Source organism: Micromonospora sp. NPDC127501, from assembly GCF_040302185.1.
In the GTDB taxonomy this organism is placed as follows: domain Bacteria; phylum Actinomycetota; class Actinomycetes; order Mycobacteriales; family Micromonosporaceae; genus Micromonospora.
In genome coordinates this window covers 15,906-34,957 of the sequence record NZ_JBEORJ010000004.1, presented here as the reverse complement: position 1 = coordinate 34,957, position 19,052 = coordinate 15,906, and the positions used below count along the sequence as shown (strand labels likewise).

Annotated in this window: 20 protein-coding genes and 1 tRNA gene; 8 read left to right on the top strand and 13 right to left on the bottom strand. The window is 71.2% G+C overall.

What is annotated here, in order from left to right; translation table 11 throughout:
- The first annotated feature begins 93 nt into the window (after positions 1-93).
- On the top strand, positions 94-843 hold the full coding sequence (locus ABTW72_RS10200) for an SDR family oxidoreductase (protein ID WP_350856813.1): 750 nt from the start codon (positions 94-96) through the stop codon (positions 841-843).
- Positions 844-899: 56 nt separating this feature from the next.
- On the opposite strand, the gene ABTW72_RS10195 is transcribed toward ABTW72_RS10200, so the two are convergent.
- A tRNA-Ser gene (locus tag ABTW72_RS10195) sits at positions 900-986 on the bottom strand.
- A 75-nt stretch (positions 987-1,061) separates the two neighbouring features.
- Here ABTW72_RS10195 and deoD point away from each other — a divergent pair.
- Positions 1,062-1,769: a purine-nucleoside phosphorylase gene (gene deoD, locus ABTW72_RS10190; protein WP_350856810.1), complete on the top strand. Its 708-nt coding sequence runs from the start codon at positions 1,062-1,064 to the stop codon at positions 1,767-1,769.
- A 222-nt stretch (positions 1,770-1,991) separates the two neighbouring features.
- On the opposite strand, the gene ABTW72_RS10185 is transcribed toward deoD, so the two are convergent.
- The 4 genes from ABTW72_RS10185 to ABTW72_RS10170 are packed head-to-tail and all read right to left on the bottom strand — an operon-like array spanning position 1,992 to position 5,483.
- Positions 1,992-3,191, bottom strand: a complete 1,200-nt coding sequence (locus ABTW72_RS10185) for an ABC transporter permease (RefSeq protein ID WP_350856807.1) — start codon at positions 3,189-3,191, stop codon at positions 1,992-1,994.
- Entirely contained in the window at positions 3,191-3,874 is a 684-nt protein-coding gene (locus ABTW72_RS10180; protein WP_211326764.1) for an ABC transporter ATP-binding protein, read from the bottom strand. Before ABTW72_RS10180 ends, ABTW72_RS10185 begins: the two co-directional genes overlap by 1 nt.
- A gap of 8 nt (positions 3,875-3,882) precedes the next feature.
- Positions 3,883-4,974 (bottom strand): peptidoglycan-binding protein, encoded by a 1,092-nt coding sequence (locus ABTW72_RS10175; RefSeq protein WP_350856804.1) that lies wholly within the window; start codon positions 4,972-4,974, stop codon positions 3,883-3,885.
- Entirely contained in the window at positions 4,971-5,483 is a 513-nt protein-coding gene (locus ABTW72_RS10170) for a hypothetical protein (RefSeq protein WP_225855149.1), read from the bottom strand. Before ABTW72_RS10170 ends, ABTW72_RS10175 begins: the two co-directional genes overlap by 4 nt.
- Before the next feature lie 141 nt (positions 5,484-5,624).
- Here ABTW72_RS10170 and ABTW72_RS10165 point away from each other — a divergent pair, with 141 nt between their 5' ends.
- Together ABTW72_RS10165 and ABTW72_RS10160 are read left to right on the top strand one after the other, a co-directional pair.
- Entirely contained in the window at positions 5,625-6,281 is a 657-nt protein-coding gene (locus tag ABTW72_RS10165; RefSeq protein ID WP_238667299.1) for a response regulator transcription factor, read from the top strand.
- Entirely contained in the window at positions 6,278-7,432 is a 1,155-nt protein-coding gene (locus tag ABTW72_RS10160; RefSeq protein WP_350856801.1) for a sensor histidine kinase, read from the top strand. The genes ABTW72_RS10165 and ABTW72_RS10160 overlap by 4 nt, the downstream gene beginning before the upstream one ends.
- Before the next feature lie 13 nt (positions 7,433-7,445).
- Here ABTW72_RS10160 and ABTW72_RS10155 read toward each other — a convergent pair whose 3' ends face one another.
- The 4 genes from ABTW72_RS10155 to ABTW72_RS10140 form a co-directional block, all read right to left on the bottom strand.
- On the bottom strand, positions 7,446-7,892 hold the full coding sequence (locus ABTW72_RS10155) for a nucleoside deaminase (RefSeq protein ID WP_091403639.1): 447 nt from the start codon (positions 7,890-7,892) through the stop codon (positions 7,446-7,448).
- 145 nt (positions 7,893-8,037) lie between these two features.
- Complete coding sequence (locus ABTW72_RS10150) at positions 8,038-8,565, bottom strand: tRNA adenosine deaminase-associated protein (RefSeq protein WP_112677338.1); 528 nt, start codon at positions 8,563-8,565, stop codon at positions 8,038-8,040.
- A gap of 117 nt (positions 8,566-8,682) precedes the next feature.
- A complete protein-coding gene (locus tag ABTW72_RS10145) occupies positions 8,683-8,850 on the bottom strand; it encodes a hypothetical protein (RefSeq protein ID WP_167362451.1) in 168 nt (55 codons plus the stop codon).
- A 111-nt stretch (positions 8,851-8,961) separates the two neighbouring features.
- The gene (locus ABTW72_RS10140) at positions 8,962-9,351 is read right to left on the bottom strand and encodes a hypothetical protein (RefSeq protein ID WP_350856797.1); all 390 of its coding nucleotides are present in this window, start codon (positions 9,349-9,351) and stop codon (positions 8,962-8,964) included.
- 64 nt (positions 9,352-9,415) lie between these two features.
- Here ABTW72_RS10140 and ABTW72_RS10135 point away from each other — a divergent pair, with 64 nt between their 5' ends.
- Both ABTW72_RS10135 and ABTW72_RS10130 read left to right on the top strand, forming a co-directional pair.
- Complete coding sequence (locus ABTW72_RS10135) at positions 9,416-10,177, top strand: M23 family metallopeptidase (protein ID WP_350856794.1); 762 nt, start codon at positions 9,416-9,418, stop codon at positions 10,175-10,177.
- Between the two features lies 1 nt (position 10,178).
- Complete coding sequence (locus tag ABTW72_RS10130) at positions 10,179-11,252, top strand: PHP domain-containing protein (protein WP_350856792.1); 1,074 nt, start codon at positions 10,179-10,181, stop codon at positions 11,250-11,252.
- Positions 11,253-11,367: 115 nt separating this feature from the next.
- Here ABTW72_RS10130 and ABTW72_RS10125 read toward each other — a convergent pair whose 3' ends face one another.
- The gene (locus ABTW72_RS10125; protein ID WP_350856789.1) at positions 11,368-12,348 is read right to left on the bottom strand and encodes a DMT family transporter; all 981 of its coding nucleotides are present in this window, start codon (positions 12,346-12,348) and stop codon (positions 11,368-11,370) included.
- Positions 12,349-12,478: 130 nt separating this feature from the next.
- On the opposite strand from ABTW72_RS10125, the gene ABTW72_RS10120 reads away from it, so the two are divergent.
- Positions 12,479-14,149 carry a DUF885 domain-containing protein gene (locus tag ABTW72_RS10120; RefSeq protein ID WP_350856786.1) on the top strand — a complete coding sequence of 557 codons (1,671 nt, stop codon included), beginning with the start codon at positions 12,479-12,481 and terminating at the stop codon, positions 14,147-14,149.
- Positions 14,150-14,294: 145 nt separating this feature from the next.
- Here ABTW72_RS10120 and ABTW72_RS10115 read toward each other — a convergent pair whose 3' ends face one another.
- Both ABTW72_RS10115 and ABTW72_RS10110 read right to left on the bottom strand, forming a co-directional pair.
- Positions 14,295-15,845 carry a DUF6114 domain-containing protein gene (locus tag ABTW72_RS10115; protein WP_350856783.1) on the bottom strand — a complete coding sequence of 517 codons (1,551 nt, stop codon included), beginning with the start codon at positions 15,843-15,845 and terminating at the stop codon, positions 14,295-14,297.
- Between the two features lie 76 nt (positions 15,846-15,921).
- A complete protein-coding gene (locus ABTW72_RS10110) occupies positions 15,922-16,545 on the bottom strand; it encodes a DUF6230 family protein (RefSeq protein ID WP_350856780.1) in 624 nt (207 codons plus the stop codon).
- Positions 16,546-16,947: 402 nt separating this feature from the next.
- Here ABTW72_RS10110 and ABTW72_RS10105 point away from each other — a divergent pair, with 402 nt between their 5' ends.
- Entirely contained in the window at positions 16,948-17,712 is a 765-nt protein-coding gene (locus ABTW72_RS10105; RefSeq protein ID WP_350856777.1) for a class I SAM-dependent methyltransferase, read from the top strand.
- 52 nt (positions 17,713-17,764) lie between these two features.
- On the opposite strand, the gene pgfA is transcribed toward ABTW72_RS10105, so the two are convergent.
- Positions 17,765-18,970 carry a cell envelope lipid trafficking protein PgfA gene (gene pgfA, locus ABTW72_RS10100; protein WP_350856774.1) on the bottom strand — a complete coding sequence of 402 codons (1,206 nt, stop codon included), beginning with the start codon at positions 18,968-18,970 and terminating at the stop codon, positions 17,765-17,767.
- Positions 18,971-19,052 lie beyond the last annotated feature (82 nt).

Below are 19,052 nucleotides of genomic sequence, written 5' to 3'. Positions count from 1 at the left end.
CGGTTGCTACGGTCAGATACGTACCGCTCGGTACAGAACTACTGGAGGCCCGGCCGGCCGCACATCACCACACTCCAACAGAGGAGATCCATCGTGGGACAGCTCGACGGCAAGACCGCCCTCGTCACCGGGGGCACCACGGGCATCGGCCTGGCCGCCGCCCGCCGCTTCGCCGCCGAAGGCGCGTACGTCTTCGTCACCGGCCGCCGCAAGGGCCCGGTGGACGAGGCCGTCGCCAGCATCGGCGCGAACGTCACAGGCATCGCCAGCGATGTCAGCAAGCTCGACGACCTGGACCGGGTGATGCGGGCGATCGAGGAGCGGGGCGCTGGGCTGGACGTGGTGTTCGCCAACGCCGGCGGTGGCGAGTTCCGGTCGCTCGACTCGATCACGGTCGAGCACGTCGCCAACACCTTCGACACCAACATCTACGGCACCATCTTCACCGTGCAGAAGGCCCTGCCCCTGCTCAACGAGGGCGCGTCGATCGTGCTCACCGGCTCGACCTCCGCCAGCAACGGCACCCCGGCGTTCAGCGTCTACGCCGCGTCCAAGGCGGCCATCCGCTCGTTCGGCCGCACCTGGGCCGCCGAGCTGATCGGCCGGAAGATCCGGGTCAACACCCTGGTGCCCGGCTCGACCGAGACCCCCGGGCTCGCCGGCCTCGCACCCAGCCCCGCCGAGGCACCCGGGTTGCTGAAGACCATCGCATCGAGCGTGCCCATGCAGCGCATGGCACACCCGGACGAGATCGCCAACGCCGCGCTCTTCCTCGCCTCCGACCAGAGCAGCTTCATGACCGGCGGCGAGCTGTTCGTCGACGGCGGCGAGCAGCAGCTCTGACGCGAGAACGCCCGGTCGATCCTCGCGGATCGACCGGGCGTTTCTGCATTTCAGAGCGGTGGCGGAGGGATTTGAACCCTCGGAGGGCGTTAACCCTCACACGCTTTCGAGGCGTGCTCCTTAGGCCGCTCGGACACGCCACCGCCGACGAGGGTACAGGACCGCCGGTTCCGACGCCGAACCGGTATCGCCCGGGCCGGCCTGGCAGGATCTTTGCCATGAGTACGCACATCGGCGCGAAGCCGGGCGAGATCGCCGAGCGGGTCCTGATGCCGGGTGACCCCCTGCGGGCCAAGTGGATCGCGGAGACCTACCTCGAGGGCGCCACCTGCTACTCGACGGTTCGGGGCATGCTGGGCTTCACCGGCCGCTGGAACGGCGTCGAGGTTTCCGTCCAGGGCTCCGGCATGGGCATGCCGTCGGCCTCCATCTACGCCCACGAATTGATCAACGAGTACGGCGTGAAGACGCTGATCCGGGTCGGCTCCTGTGGTGCCCTCAGCACCGACCTGCAACTGCGGGACGTGGTGGCCGCGATCGGCTCGTCCACCGACTCGAACATGAACCGGATGCGCTTCGACGGGCTGATCGACTACGCCCCGGTGGCCGACTTCGGGCTGCTGCGTACGTCGGTCGAGGTGGCCGAGCGGCGCGGCATCACCATGCACGTGGGGCCGATCCTGGCGGCGGACGCCTTCTACACCGACCGGCCGGACCTGTACGACGCCCTCGCCGACTACGGCGTGCTGGCGGTGGAGATGGAGTCGGCGGCGCTCTACACGATCGCTGCCCGGTTCAAGGCCCGCGCGCTGACCGTGTTGACCGTCAGCGACCACATCAAGACCGGTGAGAAGACCACCTCGGAGGAGCGCGAGCAGACCTTCAGTCAGATGGTCGAGATCGCCCTCGACACGATCATCGCCTGATCCGTTCCGGCGAGGCGGCGTCACTGCCGAGAGCGGTATGACTCAGAGGTATAAATATGCCTCAGAGTCATACCGCTCTTTCGCATCGCACCGGGCCCAGACCGCCACGCCAGCCCGACCCGCGCCACGCCAGCCCGACCCGCGCCACGCCAGCCCGTCATGCCGGCCCGACCGCGCCACGCCGCGCCCTGACCGCCACGCCAGGCCGACCCGTCACCCCGGTCAGACGGCGGCCAGCGCCTCGGTCGGCGCCAGGCGGGCGGCGCGCACCGCCGGGTAGAGGCCGGCGAAGCCGCCGATGACCAGCGTCGCGCCCACCCCGCCGAGCATCGCCCAGGCCGGCACCACTGTCGGCCAGTCCTGCGACAGCGCGTAGCCCGAGGTGACCAGGATGCCCAGCACCACCCCACCGATCCCGCCGAGCGCGGAGAGCAGCAGCGATTCGGTGAGGAACTGGGCGCGAACCTGACCACGGGTGGCGCCGAGCGACCGGCGCAGGCCGATCTCGGCTCGGCGTTCCAGCACCGAGATCACCATGGTGTTCGCCACGCCGACCCCACCGACCAGCAGGGCGACCGCGCCCAGGCCCAGCAACAGGCCGGTGAACGCGGCGTCGCTCGCCTCGGCGGCGGCCAGCGCGTCCGAGGGCCGGGACACCTCGACCTCGTTCGGCGCCTCCGGGTTGGTGGTCGCGCCGAGCACGGACCGGACCGCCTCGACCTGCGACTCCTGCGCCCGGGTGTAGACGGTGGTCGGGTGACCGTCGAAGCCCAGGTATTCGGCCGCCGCCGCCCAGCCGACCAACGCCGACGTGTCCAACTCGGGGGCGAGCGGTGCGGCGGCGAGGGTGCCGACCACTGTGAACGGCCGCCCACCCAGCCACACCTGCACCTGCGGGTCCGCCGAGGTGATCCCGAGCCGCTGCGCGGCGGTGGCGCCGAGCACGACCGCGGGGTAGCGGGCGGTCGCCTCGTTGAGCCAGGTGCCGGTGGTCACCTCGGCTCCCACGGTGCCGAGCAGGTCCAGCCGGGCCGCCCGGGTGGCGATGCCACCGGTCTCCGCCGCCGGGATCCGATCCGAGCGGTACACCTTGGCGTCGGGCACCTGCCCGGTCGCGGACACCTCGGTCACCGGACCGATCCGCCCGATCATCGCAATCGACTCCTCGGGCAGTTGCGCGTCCGCGCCGAACAGGGTGGTGCCCGGCTCGACGGTGAGCAGGTTGGTGCCGAGCGCGTCGAGCGCCCGGTCCAGCTCGGCCCGGGACGACGAGGAGATGCCGACCACCGCGATCATCGCGGCGATGCCGATCGCGATGCCCAACGCGGAGAGGAACGCCCGCAGCGGACGGGTCCGCAGCCCCACCCCACCGACGCGCACGACGTCCGCCGGCCGCAGTCGGGCCGGGGTCAGCGTCGCCATCAGCCAACCCCGCCCGAGGCGAGGGCCGAGTCGTGCCGCACCGCGCCGTCGCGCATCCGCACCTGCCGGGGCAGGCTTCCCGCGATCTCCCGATCATGGGTGATCACCACGACGGTGGTTCCGGCCCGGTGCAGATCGTGGAGCAGCTCCAACACCCCGGCACCGGAGTGCGAGTCGAGGTTGCCGGTCGGCTCGTCGGCGAGCAGCACCGCCGGCTCGCCGACCACCGCGCGGGCCACGGCCACCCGCTGCCGTTCTCCGCCGGACAGCTCGTGCGGCCGGTGCCCCAACCGGTGGCCCAGGCCGACCCGGACCAACGCGGCCTCCGCCCGTTCGCGCCGCCGCCGCAGCGGTACGCCGGAGTAGAGCAACCCGTCGGCCACGTTGTCCACTACCGGGACGCCGGGGGCGAGGTGGAACTGCTGGAAGACGAAGCCGATCCGGGTGGCCCGCAGCGCGGACAGCTCCCGGTCGGTCAGCTTCGCCGCGTCGTACCCGTCGATGAGCACGCTGCCCGACGACGGCCGGTCCAGGGTGCCGATCAGGTGCAACATGGTCGACTTGCCCGATCCGGACGGGCCGACGATCGCTACCAACTCGCCGTGACCGATCCGCAGGGACACGTCGTCCAACGCGACGACGCCGCCGGCGTACCGCTTGCTGACCCGGTCGAGCACGATCACCTCGCCGCTCACGTCGGCACCACCACCGTCGTGCCCTCGGTGAGGCCCGTACCGGTGACCTCGACCCGGCCGTCGGCGAACAACCCGGTGGTCACCGCGAGGACCCGGCTCGCGTCGCCCTCGGCGACCTGGACGCCGTAGCCGCCCTCGGCCAGCGCCAACAGGGCCGCCACCGGCACGGTGAGCACCTCGCGGCGCTCCGAGACGGTGAACGTGACGTCCGCGCTGGCCTGGTCGAAGCCGGTGAGGGCCTTCGGGTCGGTCACCGCGACGGTCACCTCGATCTTCGTCTCGGCGTCGCCGGCCTGCCCGTTGGCGGCGGTCGCGCCGGCCTGGACGACCGTCTCGACCGTGCTGATCGTGCCCGCCACCGTCGCGCCGTCCGGCAGCCGCACAGTGACCTTCGCGTCGCGCTTGGCCAACCGCTGGTCGTCCACGTCCAACTCGACGGTGACGACCCGGCTGGTGCCGGTGTACGTCAGCACCGCCTGGCCGGGCTGGGTGAGATCGCCGACGTCGACCTGGTGGCTCTCCACCCGGACCTCCCGGTCGGCGTACACGACCCGCCCCGGCTCGACCCGACCCGTCTCGCTCAGGCCCAGATCGTCCTGCCAGTCCCGGACGGCGTCCGCGGTGGCACCGGTGTACTCGTCGTCGACAGTGAAGCCGGTGTAGCCCAGCGCCTCGAGGTTCCGCTCGAACTGCGCGACGTCGGGCCCCTTAACCCCGGGGGCGAGGGTCCGGTACGCGGGCAGCCCGCCGTAAAGCAGCACCACCTCCTCGTTGTCGACCAGGTAGAGGGCCTTGCCCCGGCGCACCGTCGACCCGGTGGCCGCCAGCCCGGTGACGGTGCCGCTGAGCTTCGCCGTGGCGGTACGCGTCGCGCCGTACCCCAGCTCACCGTCCGCGGTCTCCGAGTCGGCGAGGGTCTGCCGGGTGACCGTGGCGGTTGCGGGTGGCACGCTGCCGGCCTGGGCGCGGCCCCCGTCGGCGCCGCCGCCGAAACCCACCGCGGCGACCACGCCCACGGCGGCGACCAGCAGGACGACGCCGCCGGTGACGGCGGCGCGCAGCCGCGAGCGTCGGACGGCGCCGGTCACCGGCCACCTCCGAACTGCGGCGCGTGCTGCCGGCACTTCTCCAGCGCGGCCTTCATGGCCGGGTCGCCGATGTTGATCGCGTTGCCCCCCGCCCCGATACGGACCCGCCCGTCGGCGTCCGGGTCCGGGAAGTCCGGCACCCCGTTCTCCCGCATGCACTTGGCCAGCGTCCGCATCTGCTCGGCCTGCTCGGGGTTGAGCTGCGGTCCCTGCCCACCGTTGGGCAGCTTGTCCTGGCACTTCTCCATGGCCGCCTGGACCTTCTGCTGATCCACGTCCGCGCCGAACCGGAAGCCGGGACGCCCGCCCGCCTCCGGGTCGGGCATGTCCACCCCGTTCTCCCGCATGCACCTCGCGAAGGCGAGTTGCCGCTCCGAGTCACTGACCGGCGTGCCGCTCGCCGTGGCCTCCGCCTTCGCCCCACCGGCGGTCGCGACCCCGCCGCCGTCGTCGCCTCCCGCGCCGCACCCGGACAGCGCCAGGGCGAGCAGGACGGGGATCGCAAGCATCTGTCGTCGCATGGTGTCCGCTTCCGCTCAGGTCCGGCGCGGTTCGCCGAACGTGGCACCCAGTGCACGGCAGCGGGCGTATCCCCGGCGTTACCGTCGGCGGTTATGCCGGCGTTACCGCGCCCCGAGCACCATTGAGGGGTGAGAGTGCTGGTGGTCGAGGACGAGAACGTGCTGGCGGACGCCATCGCCGAGTGGCTGCGGCGGGAGTCGTTCGCTGTCGACGTGGCGTACGACGGGGACGCCGCGTTGGAACGGCTCGGCGTCAACGAGTACGCCGTGGTGGTCCTGGACCGGGACCTGCCGGTGGTGCACGGCGACGACGTGTGCCGGGCGATCGTGGACGCGGGCGGGGAGACCCGGGTGCTGATGTTGACCGCGTCGGCGGCGGTCCGGGAACGGGTGGCGGGGTTGGCGCTCGGTGCCGACGACTACCTGACCAAGCCGTTCGCCCTGGTCGAGCTGTCGGCCCGGGTGCACGCGCTGACCCGCCGGTCCCGCCCGGCGGCGCCACCGACTCTGCGTCGCGCCGGCATCCAGCTCGACCCGGCCCGACACGAGGTACGCCGGGACGACCGGCACGTGGCGCTGTCCCGCAAGGAGTTCGCAGTGCTGGCCGAGCTGCTGCGCGCCGAGGGCGCGGTGGTATCCGCCGAGGACCTGCTGGAACGCGCGTGGGACGAGCACATCGACCCGTTCACCAACGTGGTGCGGGTGACCGTCATGAAGCTGCGCCGCAAACTCGGCGACCCGCCGGTGATCGAGACGGTTCCCGGGGCGGGGTACCAGATCCGATGAAACGCCTGACGATCCGCGCCCGGCTCACCCTCATCTACGGCGGGCTCTTCCTGTTGGCCGGGGTGGTCCTGCTCGCCGTCACGTACGTGCTGGTGGATCAGCGGATGCCGCAGCCGTTCGGGGTGAAACTGCGGGACCTGCCGAAGACCGCCCCCACGACGCCCAGCGGGCAGAACGTCGACAACCTGCGCGCCCTGTTGCAGGAGGTGCAGGACGAGGCGAAGCGCAACGCGTTGGAGTCGCTGCTCACCCAGGGCGGCATCGCGTTGATCGTGGTGTCGACGGTGGCGATCGCGTTCGGCTGGCTGCTCGCCGGTCGGGCGTTGCAGCCCCTGCACCAGATCACCGGCACGGCCCGCCGGATCGCCGGCGCGGACACCGCCGGCCGTGGTCTGCACGAGCGGATCGCGCTCACCGGCCCTCCCGACGAGGTACGCGAACTCGCCGACACCTTCGACGAGATGCTGGAACGACTGGATCGCTCCTTCGACGGGCAGCGCCGGTTCGTGGCGAACGCCTCGCACGAGCTGCGTACGCCGCTGGCGCTCAACCGCGCCCTGGTGGAGCTGGCTGTCACCCGCCCGGACGCGTCGGCGGAGACCCGGCGGCTGGGCGAGTCGCTGTTGGCGGTCAACGAACGCCACGAGCGGCTGATCGACGGTCTGCTGACCCTGGCCGACTCGGAGAACGAGCTGACCGAGCGTACGCCGGTCGACCTGGCCGAGGTCTGCGCGCACACGACCGATCAGGCCGGGAAGCAGGCACCCGGCGTGCGGGTTCGGCGGGCCCTGGCGCCGGCACCCACCAGCGGCGACCCGGTGCTGTTGGAGCGGCTCACGTTCAACCTGGTGGAGAACGCGCTGCGCCACAACCTGCCCGCCGACGGTTGGGTGGAGGTGCGCACCGGGCTCATTGACGGCCGGCCCACCCTCACGGTGACCAACACCGGCCCGGTCATCCCCGGCTACGACGTCGAGACGATGTTCCAGCCTTTCCGTCGGCTGTCGCGGGAGCGGGTAGTCGGCGCGCGGGGCTTCGGGCTGGGGCTGTCCATCGTCCGCGCGGTGGCCCGGGCCCACGGCGGCACCGCCGAGGCGCAGCCCCGCCAGGACGGCGGCCTGATCGTCACGGTCACCCTGCCGCCGGCCTGACCGGCGGCCCGGTTCAGCGGAAGAACGCGCGCAGGACGGTGGCGGTCTCGGCCTCCAGGACCCCGCCGTAGACCTCGGGGCGGTGGTTGAGCCGACGGTCCCGCAGCACGTCCCAGAGCGATCCGGCCGCGCCGGTCTTGGGTTCCCACGCGCCGAACACGACTGTGGAGACCCGGGCCAGCACCAGCGCCCCGGCACACATGGTGCACGGTTCGAGGGTGACCACCAGGGTGCAGCCGTCCAGCCGCCAGCGGCCGGTGCGTTCGGCACCCCGGCGCAGGGCCAGCACCTCGGCGTGGGCGGTGGGGTCACCGGTCAGCTCGCGCTCGTTGCGTCCGGTGGCCAACTCGGTGCCGTCCGGCCCGTAGAGCACCGCTCCCACCGGTACGTCGTCGACGTCGGTGCTGACCGTGTCGTCGACGGGTGGACCGGCGACGGCGATCTCCAGGGCGCGGCGCATCCACAGCTCGTGCCGCTGTCGTCGGCCGACCTCGCCCAGGTCGGCCAGGCCCTCGTGGGCGCCGGGCCCGGCGCGGCCCACCGCGCCGGGGGTCGGCTGGCCCGGTCGGATCGACTCCAGCGACGGATCGGTGGCGTCGGCCGGCTCAGACCTCACGCAGCTCCTCGACCTCGTCGGCGCAGCCGAGCACCTGGCAGATCTCGGCGGTGACGTCCGCCGGCATCATCCCCTCGTGGGTGCAGAGGGTCAGCAGCTTCTGCGCGGAGATGCCCAGGTTGGCCAGCAGGTCGGCCTCACCGACCGGGTCGGCCTCCGGGTCGACGACGGGCTGCTCGCTCTCCTCGTCACCGGTGCTCACCGGGCGTGGCTCGTCGTCACCGTCGAGCCCGGTGACCGAGGTCTTCAGGTCACCGACCAGCAGCGCCCCGAGTTGCGACTCCTCGGCGTACGCGGAGTCCGAACCGAACACGCGCAGGTCCTCGCCCTCGTCGAGGCGCAGGATCACCAGGTACGCGTCGTCGGCCTCGACGAAGAGCAGCGACACGTCGGCCTCCTGGTCGACGTCACGCAGCCGGTCGGCAACCTCGTCGATGTCGGTGGCGCCACGCAGGCTGACCTCGGCGGCGGTCCAGCCACTGTCGTCGCGCACCACGGCCGCAGCGAAGTACGACACGGTCCCCCCAATAGCCCTCGACACAGCGTCGACTCGTTACGCGTGCACGTTAGCCGGTCGGGTCGGCAGGCGACCCGTCAACGCCCCGAAGGGCGGGTCATTCCTGACAAAGTCGGATCAGCCGACGACTCGACGGCGGGTGGCGATGAGCTGGCGCAGACGCTCGGTGCGCTGCCGCTGCGGTCGGCTGCGCTGACGGACCGCCCGGGCGCCCGCCAACTCGGCCAGCAACTGCAGTCGACGGCGATTGCGATCGGGATCCTGCCGGGGAGTGGTCCAGGCCATAGTCCCGAGCGTGCCGAGTCTCGGCGGCCACGTCAAGACGGCGTTCGCTACGCAGCCAACCGGGCACACGGTGCAGTCACCGAGCGCCGTTTCGGAGCCCGTCCGTGCCGGTCACCACAGCGGCCAGTCACCACTGGTGGCCCAGCGGACCGCCACCACGGCGGCCGCGATGCTCCAACCACCCGCCGTGACGATGGCGACCCCGGTGGCCACCCCTCGGTCGCCGTAGCGAACCAGCACCAGGGCGGTGACCCAGGCCAGCAGGCCGGCGAACACCGTCCACCACGCATAGCTGGTCACGTCGGTGCCGAGCAGGCCGAACAGCAGCAGCCAACCGGCCGCCGCGCCGCCACCGGAGGCGACACCACCGCCGGTGACCGGGTGCGGCTCGCGGTAGGTGGGCCGGGTCGGTGGCCCGGAGGGGAAGAGACCCGACGGGGTACGCGGCACCGGGCGGACGGCACCGAAATCCGGGCCAGGGTCGGGTCCGGCAATGGTCACCGTCGCTGCCCTCCCTCACGCGTGCCGCTCGTGCCCACGGTACCGGCTCTGCCAGGATGACCGGATGTCCTCGCCGACGATCAGCCGCCGCGCTCGTCCGGCGTACCCGATCCTGCTGCTGCTCGCCCCGGTGCTGGCCGCCGGCTGTGCGACCACCCGGCCGGGGGTGCCCGACGGCGCCGCGCCGACGCCACCTTCGGTCTGGGCGACCGCCGACCAGCCGGCGTCGCAGCCGCCCACGCCGGTGGCGACCCACCCGAGCCCTCCGGCGCCGTCGTCGGCCAGGCCGTCGGCGACGGCACCCCGCACCGGGCTGAAGCACGTCTTTCCGGTACGCGCCGACGACGTCGACTATCACCCGACGCACGGGGCGTACCCGGCGACGGACCTCTTCGCCGACTGCGGCGAGCCGTTCGTGGCGGTGACCGACGGGACGGTGCTGGAGGTGAGCCGCGTGGACCGGTACCGCAAGCGTGGGCCACAGGGCCCGGACAACGGCGGCCTGTCGGTCGCCCTGCTCGGCGACGACGGGGTGCGCTACTACGGCTCGCACCTGAGCGTCGTGACCAGCGGAGTCGACGCCGGGGTGCGGGTCCGCGCCGGGCAGCAGCTCGGCAAGGTGGGCCGCACCGGCAACGCGAACAACGTGTGTCATGTGCACTTCGGCATCTCGCCGGCCTGCGCGGGCAAGGACGGCTGGTGGATCCGGCGCGGGGTGATCTGGCCGGCGCGTTACCTGGACTCCTGGCGGCGCGGTGGCAACCGGGAGCCGGCCGCCGAGGTCACCGCGTGGCAACGCAAGCACGGCTGCCCGAAGGCGCCCTGACATGGCCCGCGCGAGGGATCCCATCGCCGACCTGCGCCGGATCGCGTTCCTGCTGGAACGGGCGAACGAGGCCACCTACCGGGTACGCGCGTTCCGGTCGGCGGCGAAGGCGCTGGCTGGTCTGCCTGCGGCCGAGCTGACCGAACGGGCCGGCAACGGCACGCTCACCGAACTGGCCGGTCTCGGTGACGTCACGGCCCGCTGCGTGGCGGAGTCCCTCGCCGGTGAGGAACCCGTCTACCTCCGCCGGTTGGTGGCGACCGAGGGCAGCGACCTGGACGCCGAGGCCACGGCGCTCCGCGCCGCCCTGCGCGGCGACTGTCACACCCACTCGGACTGGTCCGACGGCGGCTCGCCCATCGAGGAGATGGCGCTGGCCGCTGTGGAGTTGGGCCACGAGTACCTGGTGCTGACCGACCATTCGCCCCGGCTGACGGTGGCCCGGGGGCTGACCGCGGAGCGGCTACGCCGGCAGCTCGACCACGTGGCGCAGGTCAACGCGGCGCTGCCCGAGGGTTTCCGGATCCTCACCGGGATCGAGGTGGACATCCTCGCCGACGGCTCCCTGGACCAGGACGACGACCTGCTGGCGCGGCTCGACGTGGTGGTCGGCTCGGTGCACAGCGGTCTGAAGGACGAGCGGTCGAAGATGACCAGGCGCATGCTGAAGGCCGTCGCCAACCCGCACCTGGACATCCTCGGTCATGTCACCGGCCGGATGGTGTCGTCCCGCCCGGCCGGGGTGACCGGTCCGGGCGATCGGGGGCACCGCGCGCGCACCCGGGCGGAGAGTGACTTCGACGCGGACGCCGTCTTCGCCGCCTGCGCCGAGCACGACACCGCGGTCGAGATCAACTCTCGGCCGGAGCGACAGGACCCGCCGAAGCGTCTGATTCGCCGCGCCCTGGAGGCTGGCTGCCGGTTCGCCATCAACACCGACGCGCACGCGCCCGGCCAACTCGACTGGCAACGATTCGGCTGTGAACGTGCAGCCCTCTGCGGCGTCCCCGCCGACCGCGTGATCAACACCTGGTCGGCCGAGCAACTGGTGGCCTGGACGCACAACCGCACCTGACCAGCCCTCCGGCGCTGATCCACTCGCGTTCCTTGAAATCGGGCTGCCCCGGTCCGCCGGACACCCCGACTTCAAGAAACCGAGTCGATCACGCGCCGGATCCAGCGGTGGTCTGTCAGCGGCGGGCGGGTTCGGCGGCGGGTGTCGCGGGAGCACCGACGCCGACGACCGGGCTGCTCCGGCGGCGACTGAACATCCCCTGCGAGACCGCGACCCCGAGCAGCACGATCAGCGCGCCGACCGGTTGGTGCCAGTTGAGTCGTTCGTCGAGCGCCAGCGCACCGATCAGCACCGCGAAGATCGGAATCAGGTACGTGACTGTGGACGCGGTGCTCGCGCCGGCCACCCGGATGTTGCGCATGTTGATCACGAACGCGAGCCCGGTGCCGAGCGCGCCGAGAGTCAGCACACTTGCCACCGCCCCCGCAGACAGCTCGGTGGGCAGCGGCGGCAGGCCGGCGACGAAGGGGGTGACGATGGCCAACTGCGCGGCGGCGAGCAGCAGTTGCGCGGTGGAGAGCGACAGACCCGAGTACGCGCTGCCGGCGACGAACCGCTTCTGGTACGGGATGGCCACGCCGTAGCAGGCCGCCGCGCCGAAGCACATGAGCTGCCCGGTGAAGTGCGCCCCGCCGATGCCCTCCCACACCCCGAGCACCACCAGCACCCCGACGAAGCCCAGCCCCAGCCCGACCGCACGGCGCACGGTGAGCCGCTCGGTGCGGAAGACCAGCACCGCCAGCGGCAGCACGATCAACGGCGTGGTGGCGTTCCAGATGCCTGCCAGCATCGACTCGACCCGCTGTTCGCCGTAGCCGAAGAGGGTGAACGGCACCGCCACGCCGAAGGCGGCGACGACGGTCAGGTGCGCCCAGACCCGGGGCTCGCGGGGCAGCCGGTCGCGCAGCACGGCGAGGACCACCAGCAGGGTCAACGCGCCGGCGACGACCCGGTAGAGGGTGAGTTGGACCGGGTGCAGCTCGGCCACCCCGACCTTGATGAAGAGAAAGCTGGAACCCCAGATCGCGGCGAGGGCGACAAAGCCGGGCAGCCAGGCGCGGACCGGCGCTTTGTCAGGAGTGGTATCGGTGGTCACCCCTGACACTCTGCCGCAACCGTACGACAAAGTCGCGCGCCTTTCGGCCGTCGCACCGTGGCTGAACCCGCAGCTCCAACACGACAAACGTCGGCGACACAGGGGTGGGGTGGTCACGTAGGGTCGCAGCGTGGGACGAATTGATGAACTCGCCAACCGTTACGTGGCCGAGTGGGCGCCGTTGAGCCCCACCGGCGCGACCTTCGTCGGCATCGCCGGCCATGACGACCAGCTCGACGACCTCTCGCCCGACGGCTACGGGGCGCGCGCGGACCTCACCCGCCGGACCCTCGCCGAGCTGGAGGTGACCGAGCCGGAGACCGAATCGGAACGGACCGCCAAGGAGGCCATGCAGGAACGGCTCGGCCTGGACCTCGCCCGGTACGACGCGGGCGAGGTGACCAGCGAGGTCAGCGTGATCACCAGCGGGCTGCACGAGATCCGCATGGTGTTCGACCTGATGCCCACCGCGACCAGCGACGACCAGGCCAACATCGCCGCCCGGCTCAACGGCTTCGGCACCGCACTGGAGGGCTACAAGACCACCCTGCGTGAGGCTCTCGCCGCCGGTGAGGTCAGCTCGAAGGTGCAGCTCGTCGAGGTGGCCAAGCAGTGCGACATCTGGGTCGACCCGACCGGTGACAACTTCTTCCACGGGCTGGTCGAACGGCTCGGGGCGGAGGGCACGCTCGGCTCGGAGCTGCGTCGGGGTGCGGCGGCGGCGACCGCGGCGACCGCCGAGTTCGGCCAGTTCCTGCGTACCGAACTGGCCCCGCACGGGCGGGACAAGCAGGCCGCCGGCCGCGAGCGCTACGAACTCGCCTCGCAGTACTTCCTCGGCGCCAAGGTCGACCTGGACGAGACGTACGCCTGGGGCTTCGCGGAGCTGGCCCGCCTGGAGGCGGAGATGCGGGTCGTGGCGGGGCGCATCGCCGGCTCCGGTGCCAGCGTCGACGAGGCCGTGGCCACGTTGGACGCCGACCCGGCCCGGACCATCCAGGGCAAGGAGGCGTTCCGGGACTGGATGCAGGCGCTGGCCGACAAGGCGATCACCGAGCTGCACGGCACCCACTTCGACATCCCGGAGCAGGTCCGCCGCATCGAGTGCTGCCTCGCACCGACCAGTGACGGCGCCATCTACTACACCGGCCCGAGTGAGGACTTCTCCCGTCCGGGTCGGATGTGGTGGGCGGTGCCGCAGGGCATCAGCGACTTCTCCACCTGGCGAGAGGTGACCACGGTCTACCACGAGGGCGTGCCGGGTCACCATCTCCAGGTGGCGCAGACCGCCGTCCGGGCCGACCTGCTCAACCGCTGGCAGCGGCTGCTCTGCTGGGTCTCCGGGCACGGTGAGGGCTGGGCGCTCTACTCGGAGCGGCTGATGGACGAGCTGGGCTACCTGGAGGACCCGGGCGACAAGCTGGGCATGCTCGACGGCCAGGCCATGCGCGCGGCACGGGTGATCGTGGACATCGGCATGCACCTGGAGCTGGAGATCCCGAAGGACAATCCGTTCGGTTTCCACCCGGGCGAGCGGTGGACGCCCGAGCTGGGCTGGGAGTTCATGCGGGCGCACTGCCGGGTTCCGGACGAGAACCTGCGCTTCGAGCTGAACCGCTACCTGGGTTGGCCGGGGCAGGCGCCGTCGTACAAGGTGGGTGAACGGATCTGGCTCCAGGCCCGCGAGGACGCCAAGGCCCGCAAGGGCGCTGATTTCGACCTGCGGGAGTTCCACCGGCAGGCGTTGGACCTGGGTGCGCTGGGTCTCGACCCGCTGCGCCGGGCGCTGGCCCGGCTCTGACCGGGCGGTGGCTGCGCGCGTCGACGGTACGACGAGTCCGTCGGCGCGCGCGGCCACGCCGCGAGCCGAAGCTGCTCGCGCGACCGGACGCCCGAGCCCGCTTCGCGGCGGTGCGCTCGCCCGAGGCCGCTATGCGGCGGTGCGCTCAGCCGAGGCTGAGTGCCAACGCCGGGCGGGCGGTCAGCGTGTCGCTGGTGACGTACGCCAGGTCGATGGTCGGGTCGGTGAACGTGATCGGGATGGGCGAGGTGATCGGAAGGCCGTCCGGTAGCGGCAGATCCGGAGTCAGCGTGATCTTGATGCCGAGCAGTCGGCCGACGAACCGGGTCGCGTAGAAGGCCACGTCTCCCCGCACTGTCAACTGGTTGGTCGCGTACCGCTGGTTGCGCCCTTCGGGGCCGTCGGCCCGCAGCAGGAAGTCGGTGGTCACCGCCTCCCGCATGCTGAACTTCAGCACCTTGAGGTCGCCCCTCACGGTGTGCAGGTCCGTGACCCCGTCGAACCGCAGCCCGGTCATCCGCACCGACGACCCGGTGAGCTTCGACGGCGTCTGGGCCACCGTCGGCAGGGCCGGATCGGCGGCGATCCGCGGCAGGAGCTTGCCCGGCTGCACCGTTCCCGGCCGGTCGGGTGCCGGTTTGCCGGGCTTGCCCGGGGTCGGCTTGCCCGGGGGCTGTAGCGGGCAGTCGGCGGGGCCGGGCGTCGCCGTGCTGGTCGGCCGGGCTGCCGGCGTCCCGGTGGGGCTCACCGAGGGCGAGGGATCCTTTCGGCCTCCGAGGCCGAGCAGATCACCGATCCCGTCCAGGATGTCGGTGACCACGTTGCCACCCTGTCCCGGGCTCGGGATGGGCGTCGGCGTGGCCGCGCTGCGGCTGGGCGACGGGGTGACGGCCCGGGGCGGAGTGGGGCAGCCGGTCGAGGCCGGTCGACTCGGCGCGGCCTGCACCGCTCGGGGCTGGCTGGCCAACCCGACGGCCGCCAGGCCGAGGACCACGAGAGCGATGGCGAAGGCTCGCGGATCAGCGGAACGTCCCGGCCACTCGGGCGGCGCACCCTCGTCGGACGCTCCGGCTCCCGGATGATCGACCCGCACGACACCGCCCCGGCCAGCACCGTCCTGGTCGACACCGCCCTGGCCGACACCGCCCTGGCCGACACCGCCCTGGCCGACACCGTGCTGCTCGGCACCGCTGCGGTCAGATCCGTCGGCGCCAACATCAGCCAGGCCAACGCCGGCCAGGCCGGCACCGCCCGGGTCGTCGCCGTCCTGCTCGATCTCGGCCGGTGGCGGGGTGGGTGGTGCGGGGCGGATCGGGGTCCAGGCGAAGGCGAGCGCGCTGCCGACGACGCCGAGCAGCAGACCGACGAAGAAGCCGCCCAGGTTGAGCCCGATCAGCGAGTACACCGCGGTGACCGCCGCGACGACCGAGTAGAACAGGCGCTGTGCCGGGGTGAACCAGAGCAGCAGGCCACAGGTCACCAGGATGATCGGGATCAGCAGCGAGAGCAGACCGGTGGCACCGCTGTGGAAGCTGAGGCCGTTGACGGTCATTCGGGTGGAGCCGAACATCTCCAGCCCGGCCAGGGCGATGAGCAGACCACCCCAGAACGGCCGGCTGCGCTGCCAGCGGCGGAAGAGCCGCCACGCCTGAGCCGGACCACCGGGCCGGGCGTGGGACGGGTTCGCGGTTGTCACGTACTCCTCCTGGCCGAGCGGGGACGGGGACGTGGGCCCGGCCCGCGGTGCTGACCACCGCGGGCCGGGGCTCACCTCAGAAGCACTCCTTGCCCTTGGCGTCGTCACCCACGTTGACCTTGAGTCGGAGGCCGACCAGGTTGAACGTGGCCGCCGTGGTGTAGCGGGACACCTGTTGCAGGTTGGTGATGGTGACGTGGTCGGAGTTCTGGCCGAACGAGCCGGCCTGCGCGGTCGGGTTGAGGTCGGTGGCGTCCCGACCGATCCTGATGTTGGTGAAGGTCGCGTTGCCGTTCAACGTGTCCATCGCGATCAGCAGGTCCTTGGCGCGGGCGGGTTCCTTGCCTTCGCCGGCGTTGATGGTGAGCACCACCGGCAGGCCCGGCAGGTCGGCGCGAACGGACTGGCAGAGGCTGTACAGCTCCGCGCTGCTGATCTCGGAGAGCGCGACCGGGTGGACCTGGCCGGGCTTCCCGTCCTTGCCCTTCTCGCGGACGACACCGCCGTACTGCTTGAAGCCGTCGCCCTCCAGACGGTCGGCGCCGATCTTGAAGGTCTGCCCGGAGACGGTGATGTCGGACGCGATCGCGCCGGTCGACATGCCGAACAGGATGGCGCCGACGGCGGCGGTGGCGGGGACCGCCATGGCGGCGAACCGCCGCCACCGGATACGACCCTGATCCTCAAAGCGATCCTGCACGGGTTCCTCCTCAGGTGGCCGGTCTCGGACTGGCGGCCCCGCACCAGGCCCGTCATGTGTTACCGGCGGGTAACGATCGAGCCTGATCGTGCACCCGTTGCGGCGCAGCTCACAACCCCCTGACCATCGGGCGGCAACACGCGCGTGATCCAACGGCAGGTCGATGTCACGAATTGCATAGGTCCCTGCGTGGACAGAAGCCTCGGCAGATGACAAAGGGGACACAACCCTGCTCCACAACAGCGGAGAGTGGCAGGGCATAGACGAATTACAATCAGGTAACGAATGTAAAGTACGCAGCGTCCCGGAGCGCCGTTCGGCCACCTCCTGTCATCCGAACATCCAGGCGATCCGGGAAACAGCAGGACCCCACCGAGCGGCCCCAGGTCCTAGGGTTTCGACGTGCATCTAGACGACGTGCGACGGGACTGGACCAAGCTCGGCGCAGAAGATCCACTCTGGGCCGTACTCGTTGAGCCCGGCAAACGCGGCGGACGGTGGGACGTCGGGGAGTTCCTGGCCACCGGCCGCGCCGACGTCGAGGAGACGTCCCGCCAACTTCGCCAACTCGGCATGCCTACCCGCTGGGAGCGGGTGCTCGACTTCGGTTGCGGCGTCGGGCGGCTGTCGCAGGCACTCGCCCCACACGCGGACGAGGTCGTCGGTGTGGACATCGCTCCGACCATGCTGGAGGCCGCCCGGCGACTGAACCGGAGCGCCGAGAACATCCGGTTCGTCCTCAACGACGCACCGGACCTGAGCCAGTTTCCCGACGGTCACTTCGATCTGGTCTACAGCGCCCTAGTGTTGCAACATCTACCGCGCCCCGCGATCGATCACTATCTGGCCGAGTTCCTGCGCGTGTTGCGGCCAGGCGGCACCGCCATCGTGGGGTTTCCCACCGAACCGGCGCATACGGCCCGGGGCATCGTCTGGCATCTGGCGCCGTCCCGCCTGATCAGCTGGGCACAGTGCCACCTGCTCAATTACCCGGCGCCGATGAAGATGACGGTCGTGCCACACGCTGACATGGTGCGGCTCATGGCCGCACACGGCGGGGACATCGTCGGGCAGTGGCGCGATCTGCTGTACAGCGACGACTGGGTCTGCACCCGGTACGCGGTACGTCGCGCAGGGCATCCGCCGCAGGAGCCGCTCCACGACTGAGGGGTGGCCCGCATCGCGGCCCACCCCTCGGTCGTGCTTCCTGTCGTACCTGTCAGCGCCGCTCCACCTCGCCGGGTGCCGGGCGTTGGGTCGGCACCGTCGGGTCCTCGGACTTCCAGTTCGTGGACGCCGGCGGAATCTCGTCGGTCAGCGGACCGCCTGCGGGCTCGGTCCTGGGCTGCTCGGCGGTCTTCGCGTCGCGTACCGGTTGCTGGTCCACCCGGGTCTGAGTCGCGTCGGCGCGGGGTGCCACAGCCGGGTCGGCGCGGTGCCGGGCGGCACCGTCGTTGGTCCGCGTCACCAGCCAGACGCCGACGACGAGGGCGATCAGACCAAGGACACCGGCGACGATCGGACCCCAGAAACTGATCAGGCCGATCTTGAAGCGGTTGTCCTTGACCGTCTCGACACTGCGGCTGACCGTGTCGTCGTTGTAGTTGAAGTCCGCGTCCAGCAGCACGGTGGCGGCGCCGGTGTCTGGGCGCAACTCCTTGTTCTGCTGCTCCCGCACGTTCACGTAGGAGCCCGTCACCGGGTCGACCCAGACCGTACGGGTGTTGCTGTAGACGATCTGACCGCTGGTGGCGCCGGGAGCGAACCTGCCGAGCAGCGGCTTGAGGCTCGCCTCCGGGGTGTTCAGCACCTCGTTCTCGATCCGCTGCTCGAAGCGGTACGCCTCGATGCCCTTGATCTTTTCCGTGCCGACGAACTTCGCCGGGGTGGCCCGCTTCAGGTCACGGTCGAAAATCTGGTAGTCCCGCTTGTCGGTGCCGAAGGGGAACTTGTAGATCTGGCCGGAGTAACTCACGTTCCCGACCGGAGTCTGCTCCGCGCCGCTCTCGTTGAGCCACTGCTCCTTCCACGAAGCGGCGGCGCCGGAGATCCGGTCGAGGGCCAGCTCGGTGCTGTACTGGCTGACCACATCCGGGGTGTCGGCACGCCTGACCGTCTGGTAGACATCCCAGATCACCGCGTCGCCCTTGAGTTCCTCGGGTAGCCGGTCCCTCGTGTCGTCCGGCTGAGGAATGACCTCGACGCTGGAGACGAGGTCACCTTGCAGGACCTCGATGCTCACCGACTCGCCGACACGGGTGATCTTCAGGAACTTGGCGTTCTTCGCCTCCGCGACGGACGTCGTCGGGTCAAGATCATAAGGCAGTTTGGTCACTGAGGGGGCCACATAGAACGGCAGCCCAGCCGCGAAGACCAGCAACAAAACACCGAGCCCGAAGAGCGCGGCGCCCACGCGAAGCTTCACTCATCCTCCTGTAGCCTGCCGCCCTACGACCTGTTGTCCGGGGCACCCGATCCTTAACATGGCGGGAGGTTACTCCCCGGTC

Bases quoted from the DNA above. Each gene is read 5' to 3' on its own strand.
- ABTW72_RS10170 (WP_225855149.1), bottom strand. From the start codon at position 5,483: ATGCTTGCGATCCCCGTCCTGCTCGCCCTGGCGCTGTCCGGGTGCGGC.
- ABTW72_RS10185 (WP_350856807.1), bottom strand. From the start codon at position 3,191: ATGGCGACGCTGACCCCGGCCCGACTGCGGCCGGCGGACGTCGTGCGC.
- ABTW72_RS10160 (WP_350856801.1), top strand. From the start codon at position 6,278: ATGAAACGCCTGACGATCCGCGCCCGGCTCACCCTCATCTACGGCGGG.
- deoD (WP_350856810.1), top strand. From the start codon at position 1,062: ATGAGTACGCACATCGGCGCGAAGCCGGGCGAGATCGCCGAGCGGGTC.
- ABTW72_RS10155 (WP_091403639.1), bottom strand. From the start codon at position 7,892: ATGCGCCGCGCCCTGGAGATCGCCGTCGCCGGTCCACCCGTCGACGAC.
- ABTW72_RS10135 (WP_350856794.1), top strand. From the start codon at position 9,416: ATGTCCTCGCCGACGATCAGCCGCCGCGCTCGTCCGGCGTACCCGATC.
- ABTW72_RS10130 (WP_350856792.1), top strand. From the start codon at position 10,179: ATGGCCCGCGCGAGGGATCCCATCGCCGACCTGCGCCGGATCGCGTTC.
- ABTW72_RS10145 (WP_167362451.1), bottom strand. From the start codon at position 8,850: ATGGCCTGGACCACTCCCCGGCAGGATCCCGATCGCAATCGCCGTCGA.